Origin of the sequence: Desulfitobacterium sp. THU1 (assembly GCF_038181555.1) — a bacterium.
Taxonomy (GTDB): domain Bacteria; phylum Bacillota; class Desulfitobacteriia; order Desulfitobacteriales; family Desulfitobacteriaceae; genus Desulfitobacterium.
Genome location: NZ_JBBWUA010000004.1, coordinates 161383 through 186462 on the forward strand (window position 1 = coordinate 161383; position 25080 = coordinate 186462).

The window sequence follows — 25080 nt, forward strand, 5'->3', positions numbered from 1 at the left end:
TGGTTAGACTTTACAGGATAGTTTGGAGGGTCATCATGAATCGAGAGATTCAAAGTCTAAGTCCAGAATATACTCATGCCTTAGGATTGAAGCTTGGGAAACTGCTCCAAGGAGGGGATGTAATCTGCCTCATTGGAGATTTGGGTGCGGGAAAAACTGCTTTAGCCAAAGGAATTGGCGAAGCATTAGCAGTCAAGGAGCCTATGACCAGTCCGACCTTCACCTTCCAAATAGAGTATTGGGGGATTGCTGGTAACAAGCCTATTCGACTAATTCACATGGATCTATATCGACTACGCTTTCCCGAAGAAGTAGAAATCATCGGGGTTGAGGATGCTTTTCAAGAAGATGCTATTTGTCTGATTGAGTGGCCGGAGATTGCCGCAGATATCTTGCCGGAGGATTGCTTAGAAATTCGTATCGAAGGATCAGGCGAGGAACCGCGCAACATCAGCTTCCGGTCCAATACAAATGACTGGGAGAGACGTCTAAAGGAATTCGAGGAGGTCTCATGAAATATCTTACCATTGATACCACCACCAAAATTACGGCTTTAGCTCTGGCTGAAGACGGTCAACTGGTGGCGGAAGGTTTTTTGCATTCAACCAAAAATCATTCGGAGCGCCTGATTCCAGTCTTGGATCAGGTTCTCAAAGCCTCAACTTGGAAACTGCAGGATCTGGATTTCATCGGTGTAGTACAGGGGCCAGGCTCATTTACGGGCATACGCATTGGGATTGCCACGGCGCAGGGGTTGGCACAAGTATTAAAGCTACCTTTAGTTGGAGTGCTCTCTTTGGATTCCTTAGCTTGGGCTGGTCATAGCCGCAAGGAAGCCATTATACCTATTTTGGATGCGCGTAAGAATGAATGGTATACAGCCCAGTACTACTGGTCGGAGACAGGGCAAAAACCGGTGCGCACGAGAGAACCCTTTGCCATTGAGCCTGAGCGTTGGCTCAAAGAATTGGCTGCACAGGATCAGCATCATATCTTTGTGGGCGATGCCGTTCTGCGCTACGGAGAAAAAATAAAAAACTATTTAGGTGAACGAGCGGTTCTCTTGCCAGACTACTTAGCCCTTCCCCGAGGAGGGTATACGGCCCGCTGTGTATGGAATGCATGGGAGAATAACCAGCATCATGAGCAGGTAGAACCTTATTACATACGACTATCCGAAGCCGAGGTGAACTGGGCTAAGAAAGAGAAGGCAGGTCAAGGGAAATGATCATTCGTCCCATGCAAGAAAAGGACTTACCAAGGATTATGGAAATCGAACACGCTTGCTTTCCCGCCCCTTGGGCACCTCAGTCCTTTGTTGGAGAGTTGAGGGATAATGAATACGCCCGCTATTTTTGTTTAGAATACGAGGGCAAGGTTATTGGCTATATGGGGCTATGGTTCATTCTTGAAGAGGGCCATATAACTAATGTTGCTATCGCTCCTGAGTATCGAGGCAAAAGACGTGGAGAATTCCTGATGCGTTCCGTGATCGATTTTATGGTTAGGGAAGGCATGGAGCGGATGACCCTTGAAGTTCGTGCTACCAATACTAGTGCTCAAAGACTCTATGAACGTTTGGGCTTTGCGACTGCGGGGGTGCGCAAAGGATATTACTCGGATAATCGAGAAGACGCTTTAATTATGTGGCTTGATATAGCTAATGATTATCGATAGTGCAACCACCGGGAGGTCGTACCAGTGAATGATAAATACATTAATATATTAGGGATTGAGACAAGCTGTGATGAAACCTCAGCAGCAGTACTCCAAGATGGCCGTGATTTGCTGAGTCATGTCATCTCTTCCCAAATTAAAACCCATCAGAAATATGGCGGGGTTGTACCGGAAGTTGCTTCTCGGGAACATATCCTGCATTTGCAAGGAGTGGTGGAGCAGGCTTTAGAAGAGGCCAAGATGGACTTTGCCGATTTGTCAGGGATCGCTGTGACCTATGGTCCGGGACTTGTAGGCTCTCTTTTAGTGGGGGTAGCCGGAGCGAAAGCCATGGCCTATGCCGCGGGGATCCCTTTGCTGGGAATTAATCATTTAGAAGGGCACATTTATGCTAACTTCCTTCACAATCCGGAACTGGAGTTTCCTCTACTGGCTCTTCTCGTCTCCGGGGGGCATTCTCACTTGGTATATTTCGAAGGGCATGGACAGTACCGCGTCCTTGGGCATACTCGCGATGATGCTGCCGGGGAAGCATTAGATAAGGTGGCTCGGACCTTGGGACTCGGCTACCCGGGTGGTCCTTATATTCAAAAGGCTGCTTTAGAAGGGAATCCGCGTGCTTTTGAATTTCCAAGAGCTATGCTGGAACCCGGGAGTTTGGATTTTAGTTTTAGCGGGGTTAAGTCAGCAGTCCTTAACACCTTGAATTCAGCAAGAATGAAGGGAGAAACAGTCAAGGTTGAAGACGTAGCGGCTTCCTTCCAAGAAGCCATCGTCGACGTACTGGTTCGCAAAACCCTTCTAGCTTTAGAGAAAACAAATGCACCAACGCTAGTCCTCGCAGGAGGAGTTGCTGCAAATACCTTGTTAAGGGAGCGGTTGACGGGAGAGAGCCAAAAACGGGGAATAGCATTCCATTATCCTCCGCCAATTCTCTGCACGGATAATGGTGCGATGATCGCGACAGCTGGCTATTATCGTTATTTAGCAAAGGATTACGCACCTTGGGATTTAAATGCTATACCGGGGTTAAGTCTTGTATAGAAATAAACCTGCGGGAGCGGAGAAGATTCATAAAACGGTACCAGAGAGAGCCCCTCATTCACATATGGGGGCTCTTGGCGTATTAGTATCAGTTCTGTCTGTGGCGAATATTCAATGGTTTTGGGCTCTAAGCTTTAAGATAACAAAACTTACATGTTTGAATAGGTTGAAGTAATCATCATAAAATAGGCCTTTCGGGAAGTAGACCCTTTGGGGGGATAATATGTTCTGTGGATAGTTGCTTTTGTGGATAATGTGGATAACTTTGTGAGTAACTGGTATTAGCGGATCGAGGAGTTTCAAGGATTTGAGGATAATTTGCATAAATTTACCCACAGGTCCTGTGGATAATGTGGATAAGTTGGTAATCGGAGCACTTTTGCGGGAATGAGGATGGGGATAACTTAGTAGGAGTGCTCATAGGAACAAATACCTTTTCTTTTTCCTACTGTTCGATATAAAATGAAAGGGTGCGCTATTGAATTTTATGAGAATGGAGAACAACTATGTGGATACTATTTACATGCCTTATTGTAGGAGCTGTGGTAGGGTGGTTTCGAGTGTTCCCGAAGCGACTCCTTGATCAGGCGGGACGAGGCATGATGCTTGGGGTTGTGCTCCTTTTATTAACCATGGGTCTACGCATCGGTGTAGACAGGAATGCTCTTTCCCAACTGGGAAGCTTTGGGTTTCAGGCCTTTATCTTTGCAGTCGCGGCCATACTAGGCAGTGTAGTGGCTGTGCAAATTCTTGAGAAGTTATTTATCGGGAAATCGCCTTTATTTCCCGAACACGATACTTTGGAGGTTAGCGCAACAGAGTTAGGTCATCCTCACCGAATGACAGCTGCTATAATGGGGGCGTTTGCGCTAGGAATTTTATCGGGAATGACCTTCTTTCCCGAAACGTGGACGAATACATTGCCTTTGATTACGGATCTTGCCCTCGATTTTACCCTCGTAATGGTCGGAATTGATTTGGGAATGAATCGTGAGATTTGGAAACATATGATTAAAGTGGGTTGGCAGGTATTCTTAGCACCAATAGGGGTAGTCCTGGGTAGTATTCTTGCGGCAATGGTGGTTGGCCTATGCTTCGGCTGGGATTTCCGAGAAGGTGGAGCAGTGGGAGCTGGGTTTGGCTGGTATAGTTTATCCGGAGTTCTGATTTCTGATCTTCACTCGGTTTCTTTAGGAACGATTGCCTTTTTGAGCAATATTTTTAGAGAGGTCTTAGCAATTGTTTTTGCTCCCTTTTTGGCAAAGAAGTTGGGGCCTCTGGCGCTGGTAGCTCCCAGTGGAGCTACGGCAATGGATTCGACTTTGCCAGTGCTGGTCGCTGTTGGTCCGAAAGGGATTGGTATCGTGGCCATAATCAGTGGACTTTCCTTATCCCTCCTTGTTCCTGTTTTAGTGCCCTTAGTTTTAGGATAAAATCGAAGATTGGAGAAGGAATCCTCTAATATGTGCCGAACTCATTTAATAGTCTGACATATTTTTGCAAGCGATTTGGAGGATTATCGGGTGGCTGAAGAAAAGAGTTTACTTCGAGAAAAGGTTCTATCCCTTCGCGCAACACTGACTCAAGAAGAGCGGGCTGAGTATAGTCAGAGGATTCGGGGTTACGTGACTCGGACTCCTGAGTTTTTGGAAGCCAGCACGATCATGCTCTTTCTTAATTTTCGCGATGAGTTTGAGACTACTGAATTGGCTCAGCAAGTCCTTGATTCAGGGAAGCGATTAGTTCTGCCACGTTGTGCCCCTAAAAGTGTGCTTATGCTATCCCAGATTGAAGATTTGGAAAAGGATATTGAACCGGGTATGTGGGGGATTCGCGAACCGAAAAAAGAAGGCCTCATACGTGTTCATCCTGAAGAAATCGATTGTATACTTGTCCCTGGAGCAGCCTTTGATATGCAGGGTAATCGCTTAGGCTATGGTGGGGGTTACTATGATCGTTTTTTTGAACGTGTAAGAGATAAAACACCTAAGATAGCGCTTGCTTTTCACTGCCAGATTGTCGATAGTATCCCGGTTGAGGTTTACGATAAAAAGATAGATGCGTTAATCACTGAGCTGGGTATCATGCGTTTTGAATAACGCTTTGATTTTTTGGAAAAAGGGAAAGGGAGGAATATAGTGGTGTGTCAGGAGTGCAAGGAGCTAGTTGATCCAAAAGAAGAGAAATTGGATGGTATTATCGCTCGTTTTAAGCATGAGAAAGGGGCGCTTATTCCCGTCCTACAGGGAGCACAAGAACTATATGGATACTTACCTGAACATGTTATCAAACTTATAAGTAAGGACTTGCGTATTCCTATTGCTAAAGTTTATGGTGTGGTCACCTTTTATGCTCAGTTTCGTCTTGCCCCCATGGGGCGCAATGTGATTAGTGTTTGTCTCGGTACGGCTTGTCATGTTCGTGGAGGAGCCAAAGTTCTTGAAGCTATTGAGAAAGTGACGAAGATCAAAGACGGGCAGACATCAGCTGATGGACAATATACTCTAGAAATTGTCAACTGTATCGGAGCCTGTGGTTTAGCTCCTGTAATGTCCATTAATGGCAATGTACATGGTCGCTTAAATCCGGAGCAAATCCCGGGAATCCTGGCAGAGTATAAGTAGGAGGAATAGGGATGAACAGTGAAGCTAGAAAGCAGGTTTTTGTCTGTGCCGGAACAGGTTGTGTGGCCTCGGGAGCTAATAAAATCATCGATTTGCTCCGGGCGGAGGTCGCAAGCCAAGGAATAACTGAGAGTGTCGATATAATAGCCACCGGCTGTCATGGTTTTTGTGAACAAGGGCCGACCTTATTCATCGAGCCAGAGAAAAAGTTCTATCGCCACATCCAAGCGGAAGACGTGCGAGAGATTGTCGAGAAAGATTTAGCTCAAGATCAAAAGGTTGAGAGACTTTTATACAAAGAACCACTGACAGGTGAGTTGGCAGTCACCTATGGGGATATCAACTTTTTCGCCAAGCAGAGCCGCATTGCGCTTAAAAATTGTGGATTTATTGATCCGAACAAAATCGAGGATTATCTAGCACAGGGTGGATTCGAAGGCTTAAAGAAAGCTCTACTGCTGACTCCCGATGAGGTTATCGAGGAAGTGAAGGCTTCCGGACTACGGGGACGTGGTGGCGCCGGGTTTCCTACAGGTTTGAAATGGGGCTTGTGTCGCTCTAATCCTGGTGATAAGAAATATGTCATCTGCAATGCTGATGAAGGAGATCCGGGAGCCTTTATGGATCGCGGTCTTCTCGAAGGAGATCCACAATCGGTTATTGAGGGCATGCTAATCGGAGCCTACGCGATCGGAGCCGATGAAGGATATGTATATTGTCGTGCTGAGTACCCCTTAGCAATTAGAAATTTCCAGATTGCCATTGCTCAAGCTACGGAAGCAGGATATTTGGGTGATAATATCCTTGGTTCAGGATTTAATTTCCACCTGAAAATCTATGCGGGTGCCGGAGCGTTTGTCTGCGGCGAGGAAACGGCTTTAATGGCCTCTATCGAAGGAAAGAGAGGAATGCCTAGGGTTCGTCCACCATTTCCTGCTCAAAGCGGTTTGTGGGGTAAACCAACCAATATCAATAACGTGGAGACTTGGTCCAATATTCCTCATATTTTGAGGAATGGGGCATCTTGGTATACTCAGTTCGGAACCGAAAAGAGTAAAGGAACTAAAATTTTCGCTTTGACAGGTAAAGTTAATAACACCGGGTTAGTAGAAGTTCCCATGGGCATGCCTCTCAGAGAAATTATCTTTGATATCGGCGGCGGGGTTGCAGACGGTAAGCAGTTTAAGGCTGTGCAAATTGGTGGCCCTTCCGGTAGCTGCTTGCCGGCAGAGCTGCTGGACCTGCCAGTTGAGTATGATGCTTTAGCTAAAGCCGGTGCTATGGTCGGTTCCGGTGGTCTGGTCGTGATGGATGAGACTACCTGTATGGTGGACATAGCCAAATTTTTTGTTAACTTCTCTCAAGAGGAGTCTTGCGGCAAATGCACACCCTGCCGTGAGGGCAATAAACGAATGTGGGAAATACTCGACCGGATTTCTCGAGGTGAGGGAAAGATGGCAGATCTGGATAAACTAGAGCAGCTGGCCCTCACTATTAAGGAGACTTCACTTTGTGGTTTAGGACAGAATGCACCTAATCCCGTTCTTGCCGCCTTAAAGTACTTCCGCGAAGAATTTGTCGAGCATATCGAAGCTAGGAAGTGTCGAGCGGGAGCATGCAGTGAACTCCTATCCTATTCGATTGATGCCGAGAAATGCAAGAAATGCGGTCTCTGTGCTAAAAATTGCCCGGTGAACTGTATCGCTGGGAATAAGAATACCCCCTATGTTATTGATGGGGACAAATGTATCAGTTGCGGAAGCTGTATGGATTCCTGTAAATTTGGCGCGGTCATCCGGGCCTAAAAGAAGGGGTGGATTTGGTGGAATGGCTTAATTTAACCATTGATGAAAAGGAAGTAGTAGTGCCTAAAGGAAGCACGGTCTTAGAGGCATGCCGAATGCACGATATCCCAGTGCCGACCCTTTGTCAGGATCCGGAGCTAACCAATGCCGGTGCCTGTCGTCTTTGTATTGTCGAGATCGAAGGCATGCGCAATCTGCCGCCGTCTTGCGTTACCCAGGTGACCCAAGGAATGGTTGTCAAAACTCAGACCCCAAAGGTTCGCAATTCCCGTAAGGTGATTTTGGAGCTCTTAGTGGCGAACCACCCCTTGGATTGCATGACCTGTCAGAAGATGGGGGATTGTTCCCTTGCTGAATATGCTTATGAATATGGTGTAACAGGTGAAGATTACCGAGGGGATCGGCGTGAGCTTCCCCTTGATGACAGCAATCCCTTTATTCTCAGAGATCCGAATAAATGTATTCTTTGTGGCAAATGTGTACGGGCCTGCGAAGAGATCCAAGGGCGCAGCGTGTTAGATTTCTTTAAGAGGGGCTTTGACTCCCAAGTGGGACCAGCCTTTGACGTTCCTTATAGTGAATCGGAATGTGTATTCTGCGGTTCTTGTGTTTCTGTCTGTCCTGTAGGAGCCTTGGTGGAGAAAAAGATGGTTGGTCAAGGTCGGGCCTGGAATATCGAAAAAGTCCAGACTACCTGCCCTTTCTGCGGCACAGGCTGCAACTTTGATCTAAATGTCAGCAATGGCAAAGTCATCGGTGTAACCTCCAATCCTGAGGCGCCAGTGAATGGCAAAGCCCTCTGTGTCAAAGGCCGTTTTGGGATGGACCTGATCCATAGTCCTGAGCGCCTAACTACCCCGCTGATCAAAAAGGATGGAGAATTTGTCCCGACCAGCTGGGATGAAGCTCTTGATTTGATCGCTGACAAGTTCACAGAGATCAAAGGTCAATACGGAGCGGATTCTATAGCGGCCCTTAGCTCAGCTCGTTGTACCAATGAAGAAAACTACCTGATGCAAAAATTCATGCGCGCGGTGATCGGCACCAATAACGTCGATCACTGCGCACGTACCTGACACGCTCCCACTGTGGCAGGTCTTGCCACTTCATTTGGCTCAGGAGCGATGACTAATTCCATCAATGAAATACCTAATTCCCAAGTTATGTTTGTAATCGGTTCCAATACCACTGAAGCCCATCCGATCATCGGTACCAAGATGAAGCAAGCTCTGGCAAGGGGAGCCAAGCTGATTGTAGCTGATCCCCGGGAGATTGAGTTGGCCGAGGATGCGCATGTTTGGTTGAGGTTAAAGCCAGGTACGGATATTGCCCTGATCAACGGGATAATGAATATTATACTGGAGAACGGCTGGGAGGATCGTGCCTTTATTGAGGAGCGGACCGAAGGTTATGCAGAACTCCTAGAAAACCTTAAAGCTTTTCCGCCAGAGGAAGTCAGCAAAATTACTGGGGTTCCTATCGAGCTGATGACTGAGGCTGCCCGCCTCTACACCAGTGTGGACCGTGCTCAAATTTTCTACACCTTGGGTATTACAGAGCACGTTTATGGCACAGATAATGTAATGTCCCTGGCCAATTTAGCGATGCTGACCGGCAATATCGGGAAGGAAAGCTCCGGCGTCAACCCGCTGCGTGGGCAGAACAATGTGCAGGGAGCCTGTGATATGGGGGCACTGCCGAACGTTTACACCGGTTATCAGAGCGTTACCAACCCCGCTGCACGGGCTAAGTTTGAAGAGGCCTGGGGAGTTACCCTCAACCCTAATCCAGGCTTCATGATTCCTGATATGTTTGACTCAGGGGTCAAGCGGGAATTGAGAGCTATGTATGTCATGGGTGAAGACCCTTTGCTTACTGATGCCGATGCCAATCATGTGCGTAAGGGTCTGGAGACACTGGATTTCCTTGTTGTTCAAAACATTTTCATGTCGGAGACTGCTGAACTGGCCGATGTAATTCTACCTGGCGCCAGCTTTGCAGAAAAGGACGGCACCTTCACGAATACCGAGCGGCGGGTGCAAAGGGTTAATCGGGCAATTAAGCCTATCGGCGACGCGAGGGCAGATTGGGAAATCATTTGCGATCTTGCCACGCGGATGGGGTATCCCATGACTTACGAATCTCCGGCGGAAATCATGCAGGAGATTGCTACTCTGACGCCTGCATTTGCTGGAATCACCTATGGACGTCTGGGCAATCAGGGTCTGCAATGGCCGGTTCCCCATGCCGAGCATCCGGGAACAAAATTCCTGCATGAAGGGAAATTTACTCGCGGCAAAGGCTTGTTCATGGCGATTGAGCATCAAGTGCCGGATGAGCTGCCTGATGAAGAGTATCCATTCCTACTGACCACGGGCCGTAAGCTGCAACACTACAATATCTCCACCCGTTTTTCAGCGGCGCTGGATGAGCATGCGCCAGAGGAATTGGCTGAGCTTAATCCTAAGGATGCTAAACGATTGGGGATCCAAGACGGTGAAATAGTTAAAGTAGTTTCCCGCCGCGGTGAGGTAGTGACTAAGGTCTGGGTAACCAAACGAGTCCCACCAGGAGTTCTCTTTATGACCCTACATTACAAGGAGTCTCCGACGAATGTCTTGACGAACGGGGCGTATGATAAAGTAACTAAGACCTATGAGTATAAGGTCTGCGGTGTGCGGGTGGAACCACTAAAGCAACCTGCACGATAAGGGAAACTTGCACCAGACAGAGCTCGCTTTGTCTGGTGCTTAGTTGACTTTCCCTCATAGAGGAGGACAAGTCAACGCAAGCAAGCTAGTTTCCTATGTGCGCTGAGAGGATAAAGGAAACTCGCGACAGGCTGAGTTTTAACTCATATTAGGGAATTGACTAATTGACTAGCCCGTATATGGGATAAGTTTACAGGAGTGTCAAGGGTATTCATTCAGTGTATACCCTTGACACTTCTACTTTATAGTAAGGGTTTGCCTGTGTTACAATAAAGACAGATTTAAAGCATTGATAGTGCAAAGGAGACATATGTGATGGGTGCTAATCACGGACAACACCTTTTGCCCATGACTGGAATAATCTTATCTGGAGGTAAAAGTTCCCGCATGGGAAGCAATAAGGCCTTTATCGAATGGGATGGCGTACCACTTATTGAGAGAAGTCTATCTGCATTAAGGATGGTTTTTTCGGAAGTAGTCGTTAGCAGCAATCATCCAGAGTTATACGCTAGCTATGATGTTCAGGTGGTTAAGGATAACTATCCGGATCGGGGTCCTCTTGGAGGTTTAGAAGCTTGTCTAAGAGTAGCCCGCTATGATCATACATTTTTTGTAGCCTGTGATATGCCCTTCTTGAACTCGGAAGTGATTCGTTTCATGGCCAGGGAGATTGACGAAAAGGATATTTTGGCCCCGGAGATAGGTGGAGGATTTTATCCTCTCCATGCCTTCTACCATAAAAGCTGCCTGCCCGTCATTGAAAAGCAGTTAATGGCCAACCGCTTAAGCTTGAGAGACGTTTTTCGTCTGTGTAGCGTTCACTTTCTAAGAGAAGAAGATTTTCGAGACTTTCCAGAGATTCAACTGAATTTAAGTAGCGTCAATACTCCCCAAGAGTGTTTAGCGCTAAAAAAACAACAGATGTCTTGACACAATGGCAAATTTTCTCACAGGGGTATGCTGATAGAATCGCTTTTCACAAATGGAAAAATGGTGTATACTAAATATAAAATATCATTTATAATATGAATCATAGATATAAATCGAATACAAATGTAATAGGAATATAACAATAAGACTAATATAAGAAGAGTTTCTTCTTAATGCTTAATTAAATACGTTTTATGCTCCGAAACTGGTGACCTAAAGTTTTACTATGGTTGACCAGACTGTGTGAAAGCACCGGGTATGACTGGAAACGGTCTTGCCTCCCATTTGGAAAGGAGTCTGTAGTAAATGCGGGATAGTTCCGCGGTTGTACAGACCGTGGAGCTTTTTTTATTTGCTTGTAGGGTAGATAGTAAAAGATGAAGGGTGAGGAAATCTATGCAAGATCAATATCAGCGCAAGATTGAATATTTGAGGATTTCCATTACAGACCGCTGCAACCTACGCTGTCAATATTGCATGCCGGCTGAAGGAGTCCAATGGATTCCCCATGATTCTATTTTGTCCTATGAAGAAATTTTACGCGTTATGCAGATTAGTACTTCTCTTGGATTCAAACGGTTTCGCATCACTGGGGGAGAGCCACTAGTTCGGGCAGGAGTTCTCGACTTTTTGCAAGAAGCATCGCAAATCCCGGGAGTAGAGGATCTAATGATTACAACCAACGGTCTGCTACTTCCGGAAATGGCTGCGGATTTAAAAAAGGCCGGGGTCAGCAGAGTCAATATTAGTCTTGATACCTTCAACCCTGAAAAATTCAGAGAAATAACTCGGGGAGGGGATGTTAACAAAGTCATAGAGGGCATTCATCGTTCCTTAGAGGTTGGTCTTCATCCCGTAAAACTCAATGTTGTGGTAGTGCGCGATCTAAATACCCATGAGCTACCTCGTTTTATGGAATTGGCTCGCGATTATCCGCTCCATGTGCGTTTTATTGAGCTTATGCCGATTGGCGTTAGCTCAGATAAACGTAACGAGTTCGTGTCGATTGATGAGATGAAAGAGAAGCTTGGTCTAGAGGGCCTTAAACCGACTCATGATATTCGAGGTGGTGGTCCTGCAGAATATATCACTTCTGAAGGTTTTAAAGGCAGCATTGGTTTTATCAGTGCTCTAAGCAAACATTTTTGTAACACCTGCAATCGGGTCCGTTTAACACCTGATGGGAAGTTGCGTTTGTGCCTGCATAGCGCGAATGAATTAGATTTTCGCAAATTGCTGAGATCTGACAAGAGTGATGAAGAAGTCAAACAAGCTTTGTCAGAGGCCATTTGGTATAAACCGGCAGAGCATCACATGAATAATGAAGCTTGGCAAGATCAGCGGATCATGTCTCAGATTGGAGGATAATGATGGAGTTAACGCACTTTGATGAAGAAGGTCGGGCAAAGATGGTCGATGTCTCAGATAAGTCGGAGACCATGCGGGTAGCGACAGCTCGAGGTAAGATAGAAATGCAGCCGGAAACTTTGGAAAGAATTCGCTCGGGGCAGATCGCCAAAGGTGATGTTCTAGCGGTAGCCCAAGTGGCTGGAATTATGGCAGCAAAGCAAACGTCTCAGCTTATTCCCATGTGCCACCCTCTAGCTATCACCGGGGCGAAGCTGAACTTTGAGATCGTTCCTCCCAGGACCATCGAAGTTGAAGGGATCGTCAAAGTTACTGGGAAGACGGGGGTCGAGATGGAAGCACTGACGGCAGTCAGTGTAGCGGCCTTGACTATATATGACATGTGCAAAGCCATTGATAAAACGATGGTTATCGGAGAGATTCGCCTTATGGAGAAAACCGGAGGCAAGAGCGGACATTTCGTTCGGAAAGAAGATCATAACGGGTGAAGCTATGAACTCGAGTAAGAATTTGGAGGAAAAGAAAATGGCTAAAATTATTGCAGTATGTACCAGTGAGAAAAAAGGTATGCGAAAGAAAAATGTGGGCGAAGGGGTACTAAAGGTAAACTTCGGGATTGAAGGAGATGCTCATGGTGGAGATTGGCACCGGCAAGTAAGCTTATTGGCGATGGAAAGCATTAAGAAAATGCAAGATATGGGACTTGATGTTGGACCGGGGGATTTCGCTGAAAACCTGACCACAGAGGGGATTGACCTCGTCAGCTTGCCCATTGGCACGAAAGTCAAGATCGGCGAGTCCGGTGTTGGGGAAGTGACTCAGATCGGGAAAGAGTGCCATACTCGATGTGCTATCTACTATCAAGCAGGTGACTGTGTTATGCCTAAGGAAGGAATCTTTATCCGTGTTTTAGAAGGTGGACCGATTAGTGTCGGAGATGTCGTAGAGGTGATGGAGTAATGTTAAGAGTCGGGGTCATTACCGCTAGCGATAAAGGCTCGCAAGGTCAGAGAGAGGATCTTTCCGGAGCTGTTTTGAAAGATCTCGTCAAAGAAATCGGCGGAGAGGTAGTTTTGTATACCATCGTTCCAGATGACCAAGAAATTTTGGCACAGACTATGAAAGAATGGGTAGATGTGAATGGTTTAGATCTTATTCTAACCACAGGTGGCACAGGCTTCTCTTTGCGTGACGTTACTCCGGAAGCCACCATTTCTATCTCTGATCGTCTGGTTCCAGGAATTGCCGAAGTAATGCGTTATGAAAGCTACAAAATCACTCCGAAGGCTATGTTAAGCCGTGCCGTTGCTGTCTTACGCAAGAAGACATTAATCATCAATATGCCAGGCTCCCCTAAAGCGGTTAAAGAGTGTTGGGCAGCCCTTGTTCCAGCTTTGCCACATGGAATCCAGATTCTTAAAGGCGAAGCTAGCGAGTGTGCAACTCCTTCACAATAATTAAAGATTGAATTGACACTCAAAAGTTGCAAAGTAAGGACTTCGAAATCAAACTAAATGTGCATGCTTGTCACCCCTGTACAAACCCTGCGTATTCTATAGTAAGCAGGTGGAAACGGGGTGATTTTGTTTTGAAAGCCATTGCTTTTATTGATTACGAAAATATATGGACAGGACTCTTTGAACAAGGGTATGAATTAACACCCGAAATTCTCATGGGTTCCATTCAACTTTATGTTGAAAAAAATAGCTATGAGCTATCGGCTATTTATCTATATGCTAATTTTGATCGCGAGGAATTCTGGCGAACTCAGACTCTCTTTGAAAAAAATAATGTCTATACACGTCATATTTATGGAAAGAACAGTTTTTCTAGTACCCTGCTACGGCGAAATGCTGCAGATATAGAACTAATTCTGGAGGCCCAAGAAATCCTATTGACTCGCACCTCTGCCTTTGATGTTATTCTCCTTTTGACAGGGGATGGAGATTTTTTACCACTGGTAAGAAAAATAAAAGCTTGGGGGAAAGAGGTGAAGGTCATTGGTGCCAACGGAAACATGCACCACGATCTGCAGATGTTTAGTGATTATGGGGAACTCTCTAGTGAATTTCTCACTCAGGCAAAACCTTTTATAAATAACGCTGATGAAGATATTAAGCAAGGAATCCTGATTCTTGCAAATCTACAGTTAAGCATGAGGTATATTGCTTCCACCAAAGCGCGGACCGCCTTAGCAGAGCACTTAGGAGCAACTGCATTACAGGTGAAGGACTTCATTCGCTATTTCTTAAATGAAAGGATTCTCTTTGAACGAGAATATGCCGACTCAAATTTGAAAATAGGAAAAACTAAGATCTATCTTTTAAATCTGGAACACGACCTTGTTCAAAATGTTTTAGGTTCATCCTTAGTAGAGATACGCAAACGTTATGAAAAGCTAAGTAACTAAATCCAGTGGAGTAAATATGAAGAGGATATCCGATTGCCAATCGGATGTTCTCTCTTTTTGTGGGTGTTTTTACCAAAATTATGAATAAATAATCTGGGGTCTGGTCAATATACTCTTTAGTGATTGCAAGCCGAAGGGATGGATTCTGTCAATTTTAGAGCAAGGCAATAAGGGGTAGATAATGCGAGAAAAATAAAGATATTCGCGCGTAAATCTGCAATAAACCCTTCTGGCAGGATTTGATTTCTTCATCAACCTTGCATATTATTATAGTATGATGTTAGCACTCAACAGGAATGAGTGCTAACAATTACAAAAATATTTAGTTCTTAAGGAGGGACTTTCTTCAATGAACATCAAACCTCTAGCTGACCGGGTAGTCATCAAAGCACTCCCCATGGAAGAAAAGACAAAAAGCGGAATCATCATGCCAGATACGGCTAAGGAAAAACCTCAAGAAGGTGAAATCGTCGCAGTAGGACCTGGTAAAGTGGAAAAAGGAGAACGCGTTGCCTTAGATGTTAAAGTCGGTGATCGCGTTATTTATTCCAAATATGCCGGTACTGAAGTCAAGTATGACGGTCAAGAGTATCTCATTCTTAAAGAAAATGACATCTTAGCGGTAATTGGCTAACGTATATCTTGTTACTCACTTATGGATTGAAAATGTAAATACTTACTTATGACTGACTTTATCGACTTATTAGTTTAGATTATTAAGGAGGAACTTTAAAGTGGCAAAACAAATCATTTTTAATGAAGAAGCTCGCCATGCCTTAGAACGTGGTGTCAATGCTTTGGCTGAAGCTGTTCGTATCACACTCGGACCTAAAGGTCGCAATGTTGTATTAGATAAAAAATTCGGTGCGCCCCTAATTACCAATGACGGTGTGACCATTGCTCGGGAGATCGAGTTAGAAGATTCTTTTGAAAATATGGGAGCGCAACTTGTCAAAGAAGTTGCGACCAAAACCAATGATGTTGCCGGGGACGGAACCACCACAGCGACAGTTTTAGCTCAAGCCATTATTCGTGAGGGCTTGAAAAACGTAGCTGCCGGTGCAAATCCCATGGGAATTAAGCGCGGGATTGAGCAAGCTGTTGAATCTATTGTTAATGATATTAAAACTAATGCTAAACCAATTGAAAGCAAAGAAGCTATTGCCCAAGTTGCTTCCATCTCTGCCGGAGATAACACCATCGGTGCTCTTATCTCTGACGCTATGGAGAAGGTCGGCAAAGACGGCGTAATCACAGTAGAAGAAGCCAAAGGAATGACCACTGAATTACAAGTTGTTGAAGGTATGCAATTTGATCGTGGTTACATCTCCGCATACATGATTACTGATACCGACAAGATGGAAGCTGTTCTAAATGATCCTTTCATCTTAATCACTGATAAAAAGATTGGCGCAATTGCCGATATTCTCCCTGTTCTTGAGAAAGTCGTTCAAGCGGGCCGTCAATTGGTGATTATTGCAGAAGATATCGAAGGTGAAGCATTAGCAACCCTCGTTCTCAATAAACTACGCGGAACCTTTACCTGCGTTGCTGTAAAAGCTCCTGGCTTCGGTGATCGCCGCAAAGCAATGCTGGAAGATATCGCCGTTCTTACCGGTGGTACAGTCATCACCGAGGATCTTGGTCTGAAACTAGAAAACACTACCGTCGATATGTTGGGACGTGCTCGTCAAGTTCGTGTTACAAAAGAAGAAACTACAATTGTTGAAGGCACTGGTTCCCAAGATAACATTAAGGGACGCGTCGAAGCCCTTAAAAAACAAATCGATGAAACTACTTCCGATTTTGATCGGGAAAAACTACAAGAACGCTTGGCTAAATTAGCCGGTGGCGTTGCCGTAATTCAAGTCGGTGCTGCTACTGAAGTTGAAATGAAAGAAAAGAAACTCCGCATTGAAGATGCTTTAGCTGCTACTCGCGCCGCAGTTGAAGAAGGAATCGTCTCTGGCGGTGGTACTACTTTAGTGGATGCTGCTCAAGCGTTAGATAGCCTCCAATTGGTAGGAGACGAAAAGACCGGTGTAGCCATCGTTCGTCGTGCCCTTGAAGAACCTCTCCGTCAAATTGCGAACAATGCCGGTTTTGAAGGTTCGATCGTCGTTGAGAAGGTCCGCAATGCTGGACGTGGTGTTGGTTTCAACGCACTCACCGAGGAATATGAAGATATGATTGCTGCCGGAATCGTTGACCCTGCGAAGGTAACACGTTCTGCTCTACAAAACGCTGCTTCCATCGCGGCTATGCTATTGACCACAGAGTGCCTGATTTCTGATATCCCATCCAAAGATAACGGTGCTGCTGCTATGGCTGGTATGGGTGGCATGGGCGGAATGGGCGGCATGATGTAGTCCATAGGGTAAACATTTTTCCATAGAAAATATCCATACACTAGACTGGTATGGACAGGATTAGAGGCTTCTCATGAGTTCGGTGAACTTATGGGAGGCCTCTTTTTTAGTTTTGATGGTATTCACACAGACGAGTCTTGTTGCTTTGCGTCCCAAAAAGTGTGCCTTTTAAGCTTTATAATATCATGTGAAAATCCTATAGATAAACCTAATTAAAGCTGCAATAAATCGCATGATAGCTGGTAGAGGAGAAGCTACTACTAAAGCTTTGCTATACAAATTGTTTCACCTCCCCGAATTTGCATGGGTATTGTCTGATATAGAGTATTCAAACATGTCCAAGAATGTGAACGCCTTGTTTGCCATAGAGATAGAACTTCTCCATTAAGAGAATAAAATATTTAATATTGTACATTAATACCTATGGAAAACTATTTCAAGGAGGTCTACCTATGACTGTAATGGACAAAGTTCAATCCGCTGCTCGTGCAACTGTGCAAGGCATGATAGATCGGGAACCAGTTAATTATCTTGAGGGTGGAGCAATTTACGGTATAATCTCACAAGGGCGGCACAATTTATCTTCCCTGGAGATAATGTATAACCATGCCCAAGATTCTGAACTGAAAGAACGCATTCTAGAAGCTATGGAAAAACTCACTAGACCCTTAATCGAAGAATGTGAAGGTCTGTTGAAAGAATGCAATGCGGAGGTGCCTCAATTTCACTTCACCAATCACCAATTACAGAAGGGGAATCTGAATATTCCCGAGGATGCGAGAATGACCGATATGGAAATTGCAGCAGCAATCGGAACAATGGCCAAAGCGGCTCAGATCAATATCCTAGCTGCATTGCAAAGCTCCTACCAATTGCATATCGGAATGATGTTCCGCAGATTCCTTGATGAAAGCTTAGATTGGAACTATCGCATCTTGCAATTGATGATTAATAGAGGTTGGCTACCTCATGTTGCAAAAATAAAACATTGATATAATTTGAAAAGCAGGAGGGTCGTAATGTCTTCAAACCCTCCTGCTTTTTTTATTTTCTACTTTTCCACACCAAAGACCTCATTAACAAATGATTGGACAGATTTATTAATTCTTTCTAGGGATTCAGCGAATCTATTCGCGGACTTATCCAGATCAATCCTCATTTCACTGATTCGTACCAAGAAATTATTGAAGTATCCTGCGACGCTATTATTGCTTGTTTCATCGTTATGAAGTTCTGTTTGAATATCTTCCGGTGCCACACTGACAAAGGTGATGAGATTAAGAGGGACCTGAGCTGTAGAGCGTAATTCTTCAAGTGGAGATCCTGAATCAGAAAAGATTTGAGCATTGTCTATGATTACTAAATTGTTTTGAATACTTGTCAGGCAACCTATCCAATAACCTTCTTGCATATCAATCTGCAGGCGTGTGCCTACCGGGAAGCCATCAAACAATGCCAGGGCATTGGAATTAAGAACACTATTTCTACCGAACAACATGGTGTATGCGCCTCCTTTTCTACATAATATGTCCGAAAAGAGTTTGCTGTTACGTCAAATTACAGTCCTTCATACCATTGAAGAGTAAAATTTTCCATGGAATAGGGCAACCTGGAACTACATAAAGTGTGATAAGAACTCCGCCAGGGAGGCCAGCATATGAAGAAAAGAGGAATACTGTTACTCATCTTAATCAGCACCGTGTTCATCGGGGGTATCGTGGGGAAACTTTTATGGAAACCCGACCCAATAGAATTGCTAACACACGGCCTAGAAGAATTGACTCAAGCGACCTCTTTTCGCTACACAATGATCCAACATCAAATGGTAGAAGGAAAAGATCGCATACTCAATGAAATCGTAGGAGAAAAGGACGGTGAGAACACTCGAATCTCAGGGGAAATCGTGGGCACAGATGTGGAAATGATCCTAACGGTTGAGGGACTCTATATGAAGGACCCATTTAGCAAGCGTTGGATTCGCTATCCAAGTGTCCCGGCTGCTCATGAAGTCTTTCTGGCGGAGCTCAATCCATTAGCATCGTTGCAATTCAAGGAGTACGGTGAGGTGGTGCTGCAGGGCCAAGAAAAACTTGACGATTCCAAGACTTGGGTAATCAAATTTAATCCAACAATTCAAAATCAAGCCATGGAAAGTGGATGGACTGAATTTTCCTATATCGTGTTTGTTGGTAAGAAAGATCAACTGATTCATCGGGTAGTCATTGAGGCGAAAAGAAAAACAGATAATCAAATGATGTCTTTAACAATGAATTTTAAGGATTACGGCGAAAAAATCAATATCTCCGTGCCCATTCAGTAATGTATCGTTTCGAAGCTAAATAGATTATTAGCAAGAGGCTTCCATAACTTATGAGGAGCCTCTTTAGCTATTAACCGAATTTTAGTCTTTGATGAATAGAAAACGTTCGATTTCTGTTTGCCACTTTAACAGTACTCTGCTATAATTTTAAGTCTAGAATATTTTTATCCGCGGAGGTGTTTATAGAGTGGAAGAGAAAATAGGCAAAATTTTATTATGCCGTGAGGAGATTCAAAAACGTGTAGCTGAGCTGGGTGAAGAAATTACCCGTGAGTATAAAGGAAAAAACTTGCTAGTTGTGGCGATTCTTAAAGGGGCAGTCCCCTTCATGGCTGATCTAATTCGGGAAATCAAGACTCCTTTGAAGTATGATTTCATGGCTGTTTCCAGTTATGGAGCTTCGACTCATTCTTCTGGTGTAGTAAGAATCATGAAGGATTTGGAGCGGAGTGTCGAAGATGTACACATTTTAATCGTCGAAGATATTATTGACACGGGGTTAACCTTAAAATATTTGAAGGAAAACTTAGCGGCTCGGAATCCTCTTAGTATTAAGGTTGCTACTTTACTGGACAAGCCAGACCGTCGTAAGGCAGATGTTGTGCCGGATTATAATGGCTTTACAATACCCGATGAATTTGTAGTGGGTTATGGTCTCGATTTTGATGAACAGTATCGTAACTTGCCGTATGTGGGGATACTAAAACCTGAAGCCTATTCATCTGAATGTTGAAATAGGGTTAAAGTGGGAGGCAAAAGGATGGCTCAAGAGCTCATACTAGTACTGGATTTTGGTGGTCAATATAATCAACTCATTGCACGGCGTGTCCGGGAAGCCCATGTGTACTCAGAAATGATTTCCTATAAAACTCCCGTAGAAGAAATTAAGGCAAGGAACCCGCAAGGCATTATCTTTTCCGGAGGGCCGGCGAGTGTCAATCAAGAAGGCGCTCCCATGGTGGATAAGGCCATTTACGAACTGGGAATTCCGATCTTTGGTATTTGTTATGGTATGCAGCTCATGACCGCTCAACTGGGTGGCACGGTTATTCATCCTGAAGCCAGTGAATATGGCAAAGCGCTACTTTATGTAGATCAAGCCAGCGGCTTATGGGAAGGTTTAGGGGGAGAACGGCAATGCTGGATGAGCCATGGGGATTCGGTAGCCGAGCTACCGGAAGGCTTTGTCATAGCTGCCCATACCCATCATACCCCAGTTGCTGCTATGATGGATGAGAGACGCCACTTTTACGGAGTACAATTTCACCCCGAGGTCAAGCATACTCCGGATGGTCAAACCATGTTAAAGCACTTCTTATTTGATGTCTGTGGATGCCATGGCGATTGGACCATGGAATCCTTTATTGATGCTCAAGTCAAAGCAATCCAGGAGAAGGTGGGAGACCGTCAGGTGCTCTGCGCCTTGAGCGGCGGGGTGGACTCATCCGTGGCTGCCGTCCTTGTTCATAAAGCTATCGGAGACCAACTGACTTGTGTATTCGTCGATCATGGGTTCATGCGCAAGCATGAGCCCGAACAGGTCAAGAAAATATTTGCTGAGCAATTCCACCTCAATCTGATTTTCGTGGATGCCAAGGAGCGTTTTATGGCTAAGGTCGGCGGAGTTTCCGATCCGGAGACCAAGCGGATCGGCATCGGCAATGAATTTATTCGCCTGTTTGAGGATGAAGCTCGCAAGCTCGGTGAGATTGATTTCTTAGTACAAGGCACACTTTACCCGGATATCGTGGAGAGTGGAACCGATACGGCAGAAACCATTAAAAGTCATCACAATGTGGGCGGACTTCCTGAAGATATGCAGTTTCAGTTGATCGAACCTTTGAACATGCTCTTTAAGGACGAAGTTCGAGAAGTAGGTGCTGAACTAGGTATTCCTGATGAAATCGTTTGGCGGCAGCCTTTCCCGGGACCGGGATTGGCAATCCGAATTCTTGGTGAAATCACGCTAGAAAAGCTAGATATTCTCCGGGAAGCGGATGCCATTATCGTCGAAGAAATCCGCAATGCAGGACTTTATAAGGAGGTTTGGCAATCCTTCGCTGTGCTTCCTAGTATTAAAAGCGTCGGCGTGATGGGAGATGGCCGGACCTATGAGTATCCTATCGTCGTCCGTGCGGTGTCCAGTGAGGATGCCATGACTGCCGACTGGGCAAGATTACCCTATGATCTCCTGGAGAAAATATCTACACGCATCGTCAATGAAGTGAAAGGTGTCAACCGCGTTGTGTATGACATCACGTCGAAGCCCCCTGGCACTATTGAGTGGGAATAAGAGACAAAAAACAACCTCGGAATCCTTGAAATTATTAGGATTCCGAGGTTGTTTTGTTTTGAGTACAAGATAATATTACACACTATGCAAAATATAGTGCTTGATGGCTTCCTCGACTGTGGCATTTAATGTTTGACCATGAGAAGCTGAGTATAGTACCAGATTCTTGTGTAGCTCTGGAGTAACACGTACATTAAAGCTTCCACGATATACTTTTTCCGGCTCTATACTTTTCTCTGCACATAAATCAAGGTAATCATCGACTGCAGCCTCAAAATCCTCTTTCAGACTTTCTACGCTTTCGCCCTCATAGGAAATCAGGCTATTCACGCCAATAACCTTCCCGAACAGCACTTTATCATTAGCGGAAAACTCGACAGTGCCACAATATCCTTTATACTCTAGCAGATTACTCATATCAGATCCTCCTGTTCCAAGATTGCTAAAACCTGTTTTATCTGATACTCCAATAATTCTTTGCGAGGATGCGGTTTATGCAGGCTGATGACAATATTGTCTTTAAGAAATTTCATGCGTGATCCACTTGTCTTGCCCTTATTGGATAACTCGAAACCCAGTGATTCAAGTGCACTCTGCATCTCATCAAACGAAAAATCTTTTGGCTGATTTTTTAATCGTTCAATCAATTTCTCTTTCTTTCCCATTGCCTCACCTCTTCTGATATTAGTATAGCATAATGTATTAAATTTGCAACTAAATTGTAGTTGCAGATTTCGGGATATTGCACCTATAATAGAGAGCGATTAGTAATGGCTTTGCTTCCTAGGATGGGTATACCATTTTCTTGTTTAAATTACGTTTCTAGGCTATGATAAAAATGGCATAATTTTTTCATCAAGAGATTAGGGAGAGTATGCATGATAACAGGTGAACTAAGGAATAAAGTAGACAAACTTTGGGAGATGTTCTGGACAGGCGGGTTGACTAACCCCTTAGACGTGATTGAGCAGATTACATACCTAATGTTTATCCGTGACCTCGATCATACCGACAATACGAGACAGAAAGAAAGCATTATGCTTGATATTCCATATAATAGTATGTTTATGGGCAAAGAGCACTTGAAGTGGTCCGCCTTGCGAGACAAGCCTGCTGAAGCCATGTATGAAACGATGCAGATTGAAGTGTTTCCCTTCATCAAAAAGATGAATGGAAACAGCGGTACATACGCCAAGTACATGGAAGATGCCATCTTTAAGGTGCCCACACCCCAGTTGCTTGAGAAAATCGTGACGTCGCTGGATGAGATGTATAGCCTTATTGATAATATGCCGGACAAGCAGGATGCTCGAGGAGACCTGTATGAATATATGTTGGCAAAGCTTTCTACTGCTGGTACCAACGGCCAGTTCCGCACACCACGCCATATCATTCGCATGATGGTGGAGCTTCTGGACTTACAACCCACTGACTCCATCTGTGATCCAGCCTGCGGCACCAGTGGATTTTTGGTGGCTGCCGGTGAATATCTGAAGGAACATTATTTGGACGAGATCTTCTATAATAAAGACGCTAAGACTCATTATGACAGCACTATGTTCACCGGCTACGACATGGATCGTACCATGTTACGCATTGGGGCAATGAACATGATGACACACGGAATCGCTAATCCACAGATCGTCTACAAAGACAGCCTATCCGACCAGAACACCGATACCAATAAATATACTAAGATATTAGCCAATCCGCCCTTTAAGGGTAGTCTGGATTATGATATCGTCTCTACTGACCTCATCAAAGTCACCAAGACTAAGAAGACGGAGCTTTTGTTCCTTGCGCTGTTTCTTCGCATGCTGAAAAATGGCGGCCGCTGCGCTTCCATCGTGCCGGACGGGGTGCTGTTCAGTTCCTCCAACGCACACAAGGCTATTCGTAGGGAGATTGTTGAGAACCACCGTTTGGAGGCTATAATTTCTATGCCTTCCGGCGTCTTTAAGCCCTATGCAGGAGTAAGTACTGCCGTAATTGTTTTCACCAAAACTGGCGCAGGCGGCACAGACAAAGTATGGTTTTACGATATGCAGTCCGATGGATACAGCTTGGATGACAAGCGTACCCAGCAGGAGAACAGTGATATTCCAGATATCGTGACGCGCTTTCATGCACTAGAGCAGGAAGAAAGCCGAGCACGCACCGAACAGAGCTTTCTTGTGCCCAAGGATGAGATTGTGGGCAACGATTATGATCTCTCCATCAATAAATATAAGCAAAGTGCCTATGTGGAGGAAGAATATCCTCACCCGATAGAGATTCTGGCCGAGATTAACGAGCTGGAGAGGGAGATTACCGTTGGGCTTGCCGAATTGGAGGAGATGCTCCGTGGGTAAGTGTGAGATGGTGCGGTTAGGGGACGTGTGTGAACTAACTAATGGGTATGCGTTTGAATCAGCATATTTTAGCAATAATGGCAAAGGTATGCCCATCATCCGTATCCGCGATGTGGTGCGTGGTTTCACTGAAACATACACAACCGAGCCGTATAAAGAAGAATATGTGATAAAGAAAGGCGATTTACTCATTGGAATGGACGGTGAATTTAATATTGCACCTTGGAATAGCGATGATGCATTATTAAATCAGCGGGTATGTAAAATTGAATCAAGTTCAAGGAAGGTGCTCAATTCATATCTCCTTTATTACCTACCTAAAGCATTAAAAGCAATAGAAGAAGCAACTTCCTTTGTCACTGTTAAGCATTTATCGTCAAAAAAAATAAACGAAATTGAAGTTCCCCTTCCGCCCCTAGAGGTGCAGAGGCATATAGTCGATGTTTTGCATCACACCGGCATCCTTATCGAAAAGCGCAAGGCGCAGATAGAAAAGTTCGATTTGTTGATTAAATCGCAATTTATCGAGATGTTTGGTGATCCAGTAAATAACCAGATGGGTTGGCCTTTGTATTCTATTGATGACCTGACTGACAGTATTGAAACCGGTGAGAGCCTTAACGGGGAGGCACGGCCACGTCATGCTGGTGAAAAGGCGGTATTAAAAGTTAGCGCAGTAACCTATGGTTATTTTAAGCCAGATGAGTGTAAAGTTCTACTCAACCAACAGGAAATCAAAAAAAACGTGACTCCGCTAAAAGGAGATTTACTGTTCAGTCGTGCGAACACACGGGAATTAGTGGGTGCAACGGTTATTGTTGATAAAGATTATCCTGACTTGATTCTTCCGGATAAATTGTGGAAGCTAAACCTAAACAAACTTGTCGTCACAGAATATATGAAACAAGCGCTAAGTGCGAAATCGACAAGAGAATATTTTTCTGACCAAGCAACGGGTACTAGCGGATCTATGTTTAATGTGAGCATGGATAAATTAAAGAGATTAAAAATCACTTTACCACCATTGATGCTTCAGAATCAATTTGCTGACTTTATACAACAGACCGATAAATCAAAATTTGCTTTGCAGCAATCCCTCTTGACTCTCGAACTAACCTACAAATCCCTCATGCAAAAGTGCTTCCGATGCGAGATATTCTAACATCAATAGTGAGGTG

Annotated in this window: 26 protein-coding genes and 1 riboswitch; of the genes, 23 read left to right on the plus strand and 3 right to left on the minus strand. The window is 44.7% G+C overall.

The annotated features are described in order from the left end of the window. Nucleotides 1-35 precede the first annotated feature (35 nt). The 18 genes from tsaE (at nt 36) to AAC978_RS05990 (ending at nt 17930) form a co-directional block, all read left to right on the plus strand. A complete protein-coding gene (gene tsaE / locus AAC978_RS05905) occupies nt 36-515 on the plus strand; it encodes a tRNA (adenosine(37)-N6)-threonylcarbamoyltransferase complex ATPase subunit type 1 TsaE (RefSeq protein WP_341547111.1) in 480 nt (159 codons plus the stop codon). Beyond that, complete coding sequence (tsaB, locus tag AAC978_RS05910) at nt 512-1228, plus strand: tRNA (adenosine(37)-N6)-threonylcarbamoyltransferase complex dimerization subunit type 1 TsaB (protein WP_341547112.1); 717 nt, start codon at nt 512-514, stop codon at nt 1226-1228. Before tsaE ends, tsaB begins: the two co-directional genes overlap by 4 nt. Then, on the plus strand, nt 1225-1677 hold the full coding sequence (gene rimI / locus AAC978_RS05915) for a ribosomal protein S18-alanine N-acetyltransferase (RefSeq protein ID WP_341547113.1): 453 nt from the start codon (nt 1225-1227) through the stop codon (nt 1675-1677). The genes tsaB and rimI overlap by 4 nt, the downstream gene beginning before the upstream one ends. Before the next feature lie 24 nt (nt 1678-1701). Continuing rightward, nucleotides 1702-2721, plus strand: a complete 1020-nt coding sequence (tsaD, locus tag AAC978_RS05920; protein ID WP_341547114.1) for a tRNA (adenosine(37)-N6)-threonylcarbamoyltransferase complex transferase subunit TsaD — start codon at nt 1702-1704, stop codon at nt 2719-2721. Between the two features lie 506 nt (nt 2722-3227). After that, nucleotides 3228-4154, plus strand: a complete 927-nt coding sequence (locus AAC978_RS05925; RefSeq protein ID WP_341547115.1) for a lysine exporter LysO family protein — start codon at nt 3228-3230, stop codon at nt 4152-4154. 90 nt (nt 4155-4244) lie between these two features. After that, entirely contained in the window at nt 4245-4820 is a 576-nt protein-coding gene (locus tag AAC978_RS05930; RefSeq protein ID WP_341547116.1) for a 5-formyltetrahydrofolate cyclo-ligase, read from the plus strand. A 42-nt stretch (nt 4821-4862) separates the two neighbouring features. Beyond that, nucleotides 4863-5345 carry an NADH-quinone oxidoreductase subunit NuoE gene (nuoE, locus tag AAC978_RS05935; RefSeq protein WP_341547117.1) on the plus strand — a complete coding sequence of 161 codons (483 nt, stop codon included), beginning with the start codon at nt 4863-4865 and terminating at the stop codon, nt 5343-5345. A gap of 11 nt (nt 5346-5356) precedes the next feature. After that, nucleotides 5357-7150: an NADH-quinone oxidoreductase subunit NuoF gene (gene nuoF, locus AAC978_RS05940; protein WP_341547118.1), complete on the plus strand. Its 1794-nt coding sequence runs from the start codon at nt 5357-5359 to the stop codon at nt 7148-7150. A gap of 17 nt (nt 7151-7167) precedes the next feature. Continuing rightward, nucleotides 7168-9861 (plus strand): formate dehydrogenase subunit alpha, encoded by a 2694-nt coding sequence (fdhF, locus tag AAC978_RS05945; protein WP_341547119.1) that lies wholly within the window; start codon nt 7168-7170, stop codon nt 9859-9861. Between the two features lie 315 nt (nt 9862-10176). Next, entirely contained in the window at nt 10177-10791 is a 615-nt protein-coding gene (mobA, locus tag AAC978_RS05950; protein WP_341547120.1) for a molybdenum cofactor guanylyltransferase, read from the plus strand. A gap of 185 nt (nt 10792-10976) precedes the next feature. Beyond that, nucleotides 10977-11101, plus strand: a riboswitch (molybdenum cofactor riboswitch). Nucleotides 11102-11187: 86 nt separating this feature from the next. Continuing rightward, nucleotides 11188-12159, plus strand: a complete 972-nt coding sequence (gene moaA / locus AAC978_RS05955; protein WP_341547121.1) for a GTP 3',8-cyclase MoaA — start codon at nt 11188-11190, stop codon at nt 12157-12159. Between the two features lie 2 nt (nt 12160-12161). After that, on the plus strand, nt 12162-12647 hold the full coding sequence (moaC, locus tag AAC978_RS05960) for a cyclic pyranopterin monophosphate synthase MoaC (RefSeq protein WP_341547207.1): 486 nt from the start codon (nt 12162-12164) through the stop codon (nt 12645-12647). A 37-nt stretch (nt 12648-12684) separates the two neighbouring features. Continuing rightward, nucleotides 12685-13119, plus strand: coding sequence for an MOSC domain-containing protein (locus tag AAC978_RS05965; RefSeq protein ID WP_341547122.1), 435 nt, complete (start codon nt 12685-12687; stop codon nt 13117-13119). Next, on the plus strand, nt 13119-13616 hold the full coding sequence (locus tag AAC978_RS05970; RefSeq protein WP_341547123.1) for a MogA/MoaB family molybdenum cofactor biosynthesis protein: 498 nt from the start codon (nt 13119-13121) through the stop codon (nt 13614-13616). Before AAC978_RS05965 ends, AAC978_RS05970 begins: the two co-directional genes overlap by 1 nt. 131 nt (nt 13617-13747) lie before the next feature. Then, nucleotides 13748-14569: an NYN domain-containing protein gene (locus AAC978_RS05975; RefSeq protein ID WP_341547124.1), complete on the plus strand. Its 822-nt coding sequence runs from the start codon at nt 13748-13750 to the stop codon at nt 14567-14569. Nucleotides 14570-14918: 349 nt separating this feature from the next. Beyond that, complete coding sequence (gene groES / locus AAC978_RS05980; RefSeq protein ID WP_341547125.1) at nt 14919-15203, plus strand: co-chaperone GroES; 285 nt, start codon at nt 14919-14921, stop codon at nt 15201-15203. A gap of 100 nt (nt 15204-15303) precedes the next feature. Next, entirely contained in the window at nt 15304-16938 is a 1635-nt protein-coding gene (gene groL / locus AAC978_RS05985) for a chaperonin GroEL (protein WP_341547126.1), read from the plus strand. Between the two features lie 452 nt (nt 16939-17390). Beyond that, nucleotides 17391-17930, plus strand: coding sequence for a DUF3231 family protein (locus AAC978_RS05990; RefSeq protein WP_341547127.1), 540 nt, complete (start codon nt 17391-17393; stop codon nt 17928-17930). Between the two features lie 59 nt (nt 17931-17989). Here AAC978_RS05990 and AAC978_RS05995 read toward each other — a convergent pair whose 3' ends face one another. Further along, nucleotides 17990-18436: a hypothetical protein gene (locus tag AAC978_RS05995; RefSeq protein ID WP_341547128.1), complete on the minus strand. Its 447-nt coding sequence runs from the start codon at nt 18434-18436 to the stop codon at nt 17990-17992. A gap of 159 nt (nt 18437-18595) precedes the next feature. Between AAC978_RS05995 and AAC978_RS06000 the strand changes: the two genes are divergently transcribed. From AAC978_RS06000 to guaA, 3 genes are all read left to right on the plus strand, one after another. After that, on the plus strand, nt 18596-19258 hold the full coding sequence (locus tag AAC978_RS06000) for a hypothetical protein (RefSeq protein ID WP_341547129.1): 663 nt from the start codon (nt 18596-18598) through the stop codon (nt 19256-19258). Between the two features lie 187 nt (nt 19259-19445). Beyond that, nucleotides 19446-19991, plus strand: a complete 546-nt coding sequence (hpt, locus tag AAC978_RS06005) for a hypoxanthine phosphoribosyltransferase (protein WP_341547130.1) — start codon at nt 19446-19448, stop codon at nt 19989-19991. A gap of 27 nt (nt 19992-20018) precedes the next feature. After that, entirely contained in the window at nt 20019-21551 is a 1533-nt protein-coding gene (gene guaA, locus AAC978_RS06010) for a glutamine-hydrolyzing GMP synthase (protein ID WP_341547131.1), read from the plus strand. A gap of 75 nt (nt 21552-21626) precedes the next feature. Here guaA and AAC978_RS06015 read toward each other — a convergent pair whose 3' ends face one another. Together AAC978_RS06015 and AAC978_RS06020 are read right to left on the minus strand one after the other, a co-directional pair. Further along, the gene (locus AAC978_RS06015) at nt 21627-21968 is read right to left on the minus strand and encodes a type II toxin-antitoxin system HicB family antitoxin (RefSeq protein ID WP_341547132.1); all 342 of its coding nucleotides are present in this window, start codon (nt 21966-21968) and stop codon (nt 21627-21629) included. After that, entirely contained in the window at nt 21965-22216 is a 252-nt protein-coding gene (locus tag AAC978_RS06020) for a type II toxin-antitoxin system HicA family toxin (protein WP_341547133.1), read from the minus strand. The genes AAC978_RS06015 and AAC978_RS06020 overlap by 4 nt, the downstream gene beginning before the upstream one ends. 213 nt (nt 22217-22429) lie before the next feature. Between AAC978_RS06020 and AAC978_RS06025 the strand changes: the two genes are divergently transcribed. After that, the gene (locus tag AAC978_RS06025) at nt 22430-23902 is read left to right on the plus strand and encodes a class I SAM-dependent DNA methyltransferase (protein ID WP_341547134.1); all 1473 of its coding nucleotides are present in this window, start codon (nt 22430-22432) and stop codon (nt 23900-23902) included. After that, nucleotides 23895-25064 (plus strand): restriction endonuclease subunit S, encoded by a 1170-nt coding sequence (locus tag AAC978_RS06030; protein WP_341547135.1) that lies wholly within the window; start codon nt 23895-23897, stop codon nt 25062-25064. The genes AAC978_RS06025 and AAC978_RS06030 overlap by 8 nt, the downstream gene beginning before the upstream one ends. The last annotated feature ends 16 nt before the right edge of the window (nt 25065-25080 follow it).

What these genes read in the sequence shown, in the direction of transcription:
- tsaE (WP_341547111.1), top strand. Translation starts at nt 36, where the DNA reads ATGAATCGAGAGATTCAAAGTCTAAGTCCAGAATATACTCATGCCTTA.
- tsaB (WP_341547112.1), top strand. Translation starts at nt 512, where the DNA reads ATGAAATATCTTACCATTGATACCACCACCAAAATTACGGCTTTAGCT.
- rimI (WP_341547113.1), top strand. Translation starts at nt 1,225, where the DNA reads ATGATCATTCGTCCCATGCAAGAAAAGGACTTACCAAGGATTATGGAA.
- AAC978_RS05925 (WP_341547115.1), top strand. Translation starts at nt 3,228, where the DNA reads ATGTGGATACTATTTACATGCCTTATTGTAGGAGCTGTGGTAGGGTGG.
- nuoF (WP_341547118.1), top strand. Translation starts at nt 5,357, where the DNA reads ATGAACAGTGAAGCTAGAAAGCAGGTTTTTGTCTGTGCCGGAACAGGT.
- mobA (WP_341547120.1), top strand. Translation starts at nt 10,177, where the DNA reads ATGGGTGCTAATCACGGACAACACCTTTTGCCCATGACTGGAATAATC.
- moaA (WP_341547121.1), top strand. Translation starts at nt 11,188, where the DNA reads ATGCAAGATCAATATCAGCGCAAGATTGAATATTTGAGGATTTCCATT.
- moaC (WP_341547207.1), top strand. Translation starts at nt 12,162, where the DNA reads ATGGAGTTAACGCACTTTGATGAAGAAGGTCGGGCAAAGATGGTCGAT.
- AAC978_RS05965 (WP_341547122.1), top strand. Translation starts at nt 12,685, where the DNA reads ATGGCTAAAATTATTGCAGTATGTACCAGTGAGAAAAAAGGTATGCGA.
- AAC978_RS05970 (WP_341547123.1), top strand. Translation starts at nt 13,119, where the DNA reads ATGTTAAGAGTCGGGGTCATTACCGCTAGCGATAAAGGCTCGCAAGGT.
- groES (WP_341547125.1), top strand. Translation starts at nt 14,919, where the DNA reads ATGAACATCAAACCTCTAGCTGACCGGGTAGTCATCAAAGCACTCCCC.
- AAC978_RS05990 (WP_341547127.1), top strand. Translation starts at nt 17,391, where the DNA reads ATGACTGTAATGGACAAAGTTCAATCCGCTGCTCGTGCAACTGTGCAA.
- AAC978_RS05995 (WP_341547128.1), bottom strand. Translation starts at nt 18,436, where the DNA reads ATGTTGTTCGGTAGAAATAGTGTTCTTAATTCCAATGCCCTGGCATTG.
- AAC978_RS06000 (WP_341547129.1), top strand. Translation starts at nt 18,596, where the DNA reads ATGAAGAAAAGAGGAATACTGTTACTCATCTTAATCAGCACCGTGTTC.
- guaA (WP_341547131.1), top strand. Translation starts at nt 20,019, where the DNA reads ATGGCTCAAGAGCTCATACTAGTACTGGATTTTGGTGGTCAATATAAT.
- AAC978_RS06015 (WP_341547132.1), bottom strand. Translation starts at nt 21,968, where the DNA reads ATGAGTAATCTGCTAGAGTATAAAGGATATTGTGGCACTGTCGAGTTT.
- AAC978_RS06020 (WP_341547133.1), bottom strand. Translation starts at nt 22,216, where the DNA reads ATGGGAAAGAAAGAGAAATTGATTGAACGATTAAAAAATCAGCCAAAA.
- AAC978_RS06025 (WP_341547134.1), top strand. Translation starts at nt 22,430, where the DNA reads ATGATAACAGGTGAACTAAGGAATAAAGTAGACAAACTTTGGGAGATG.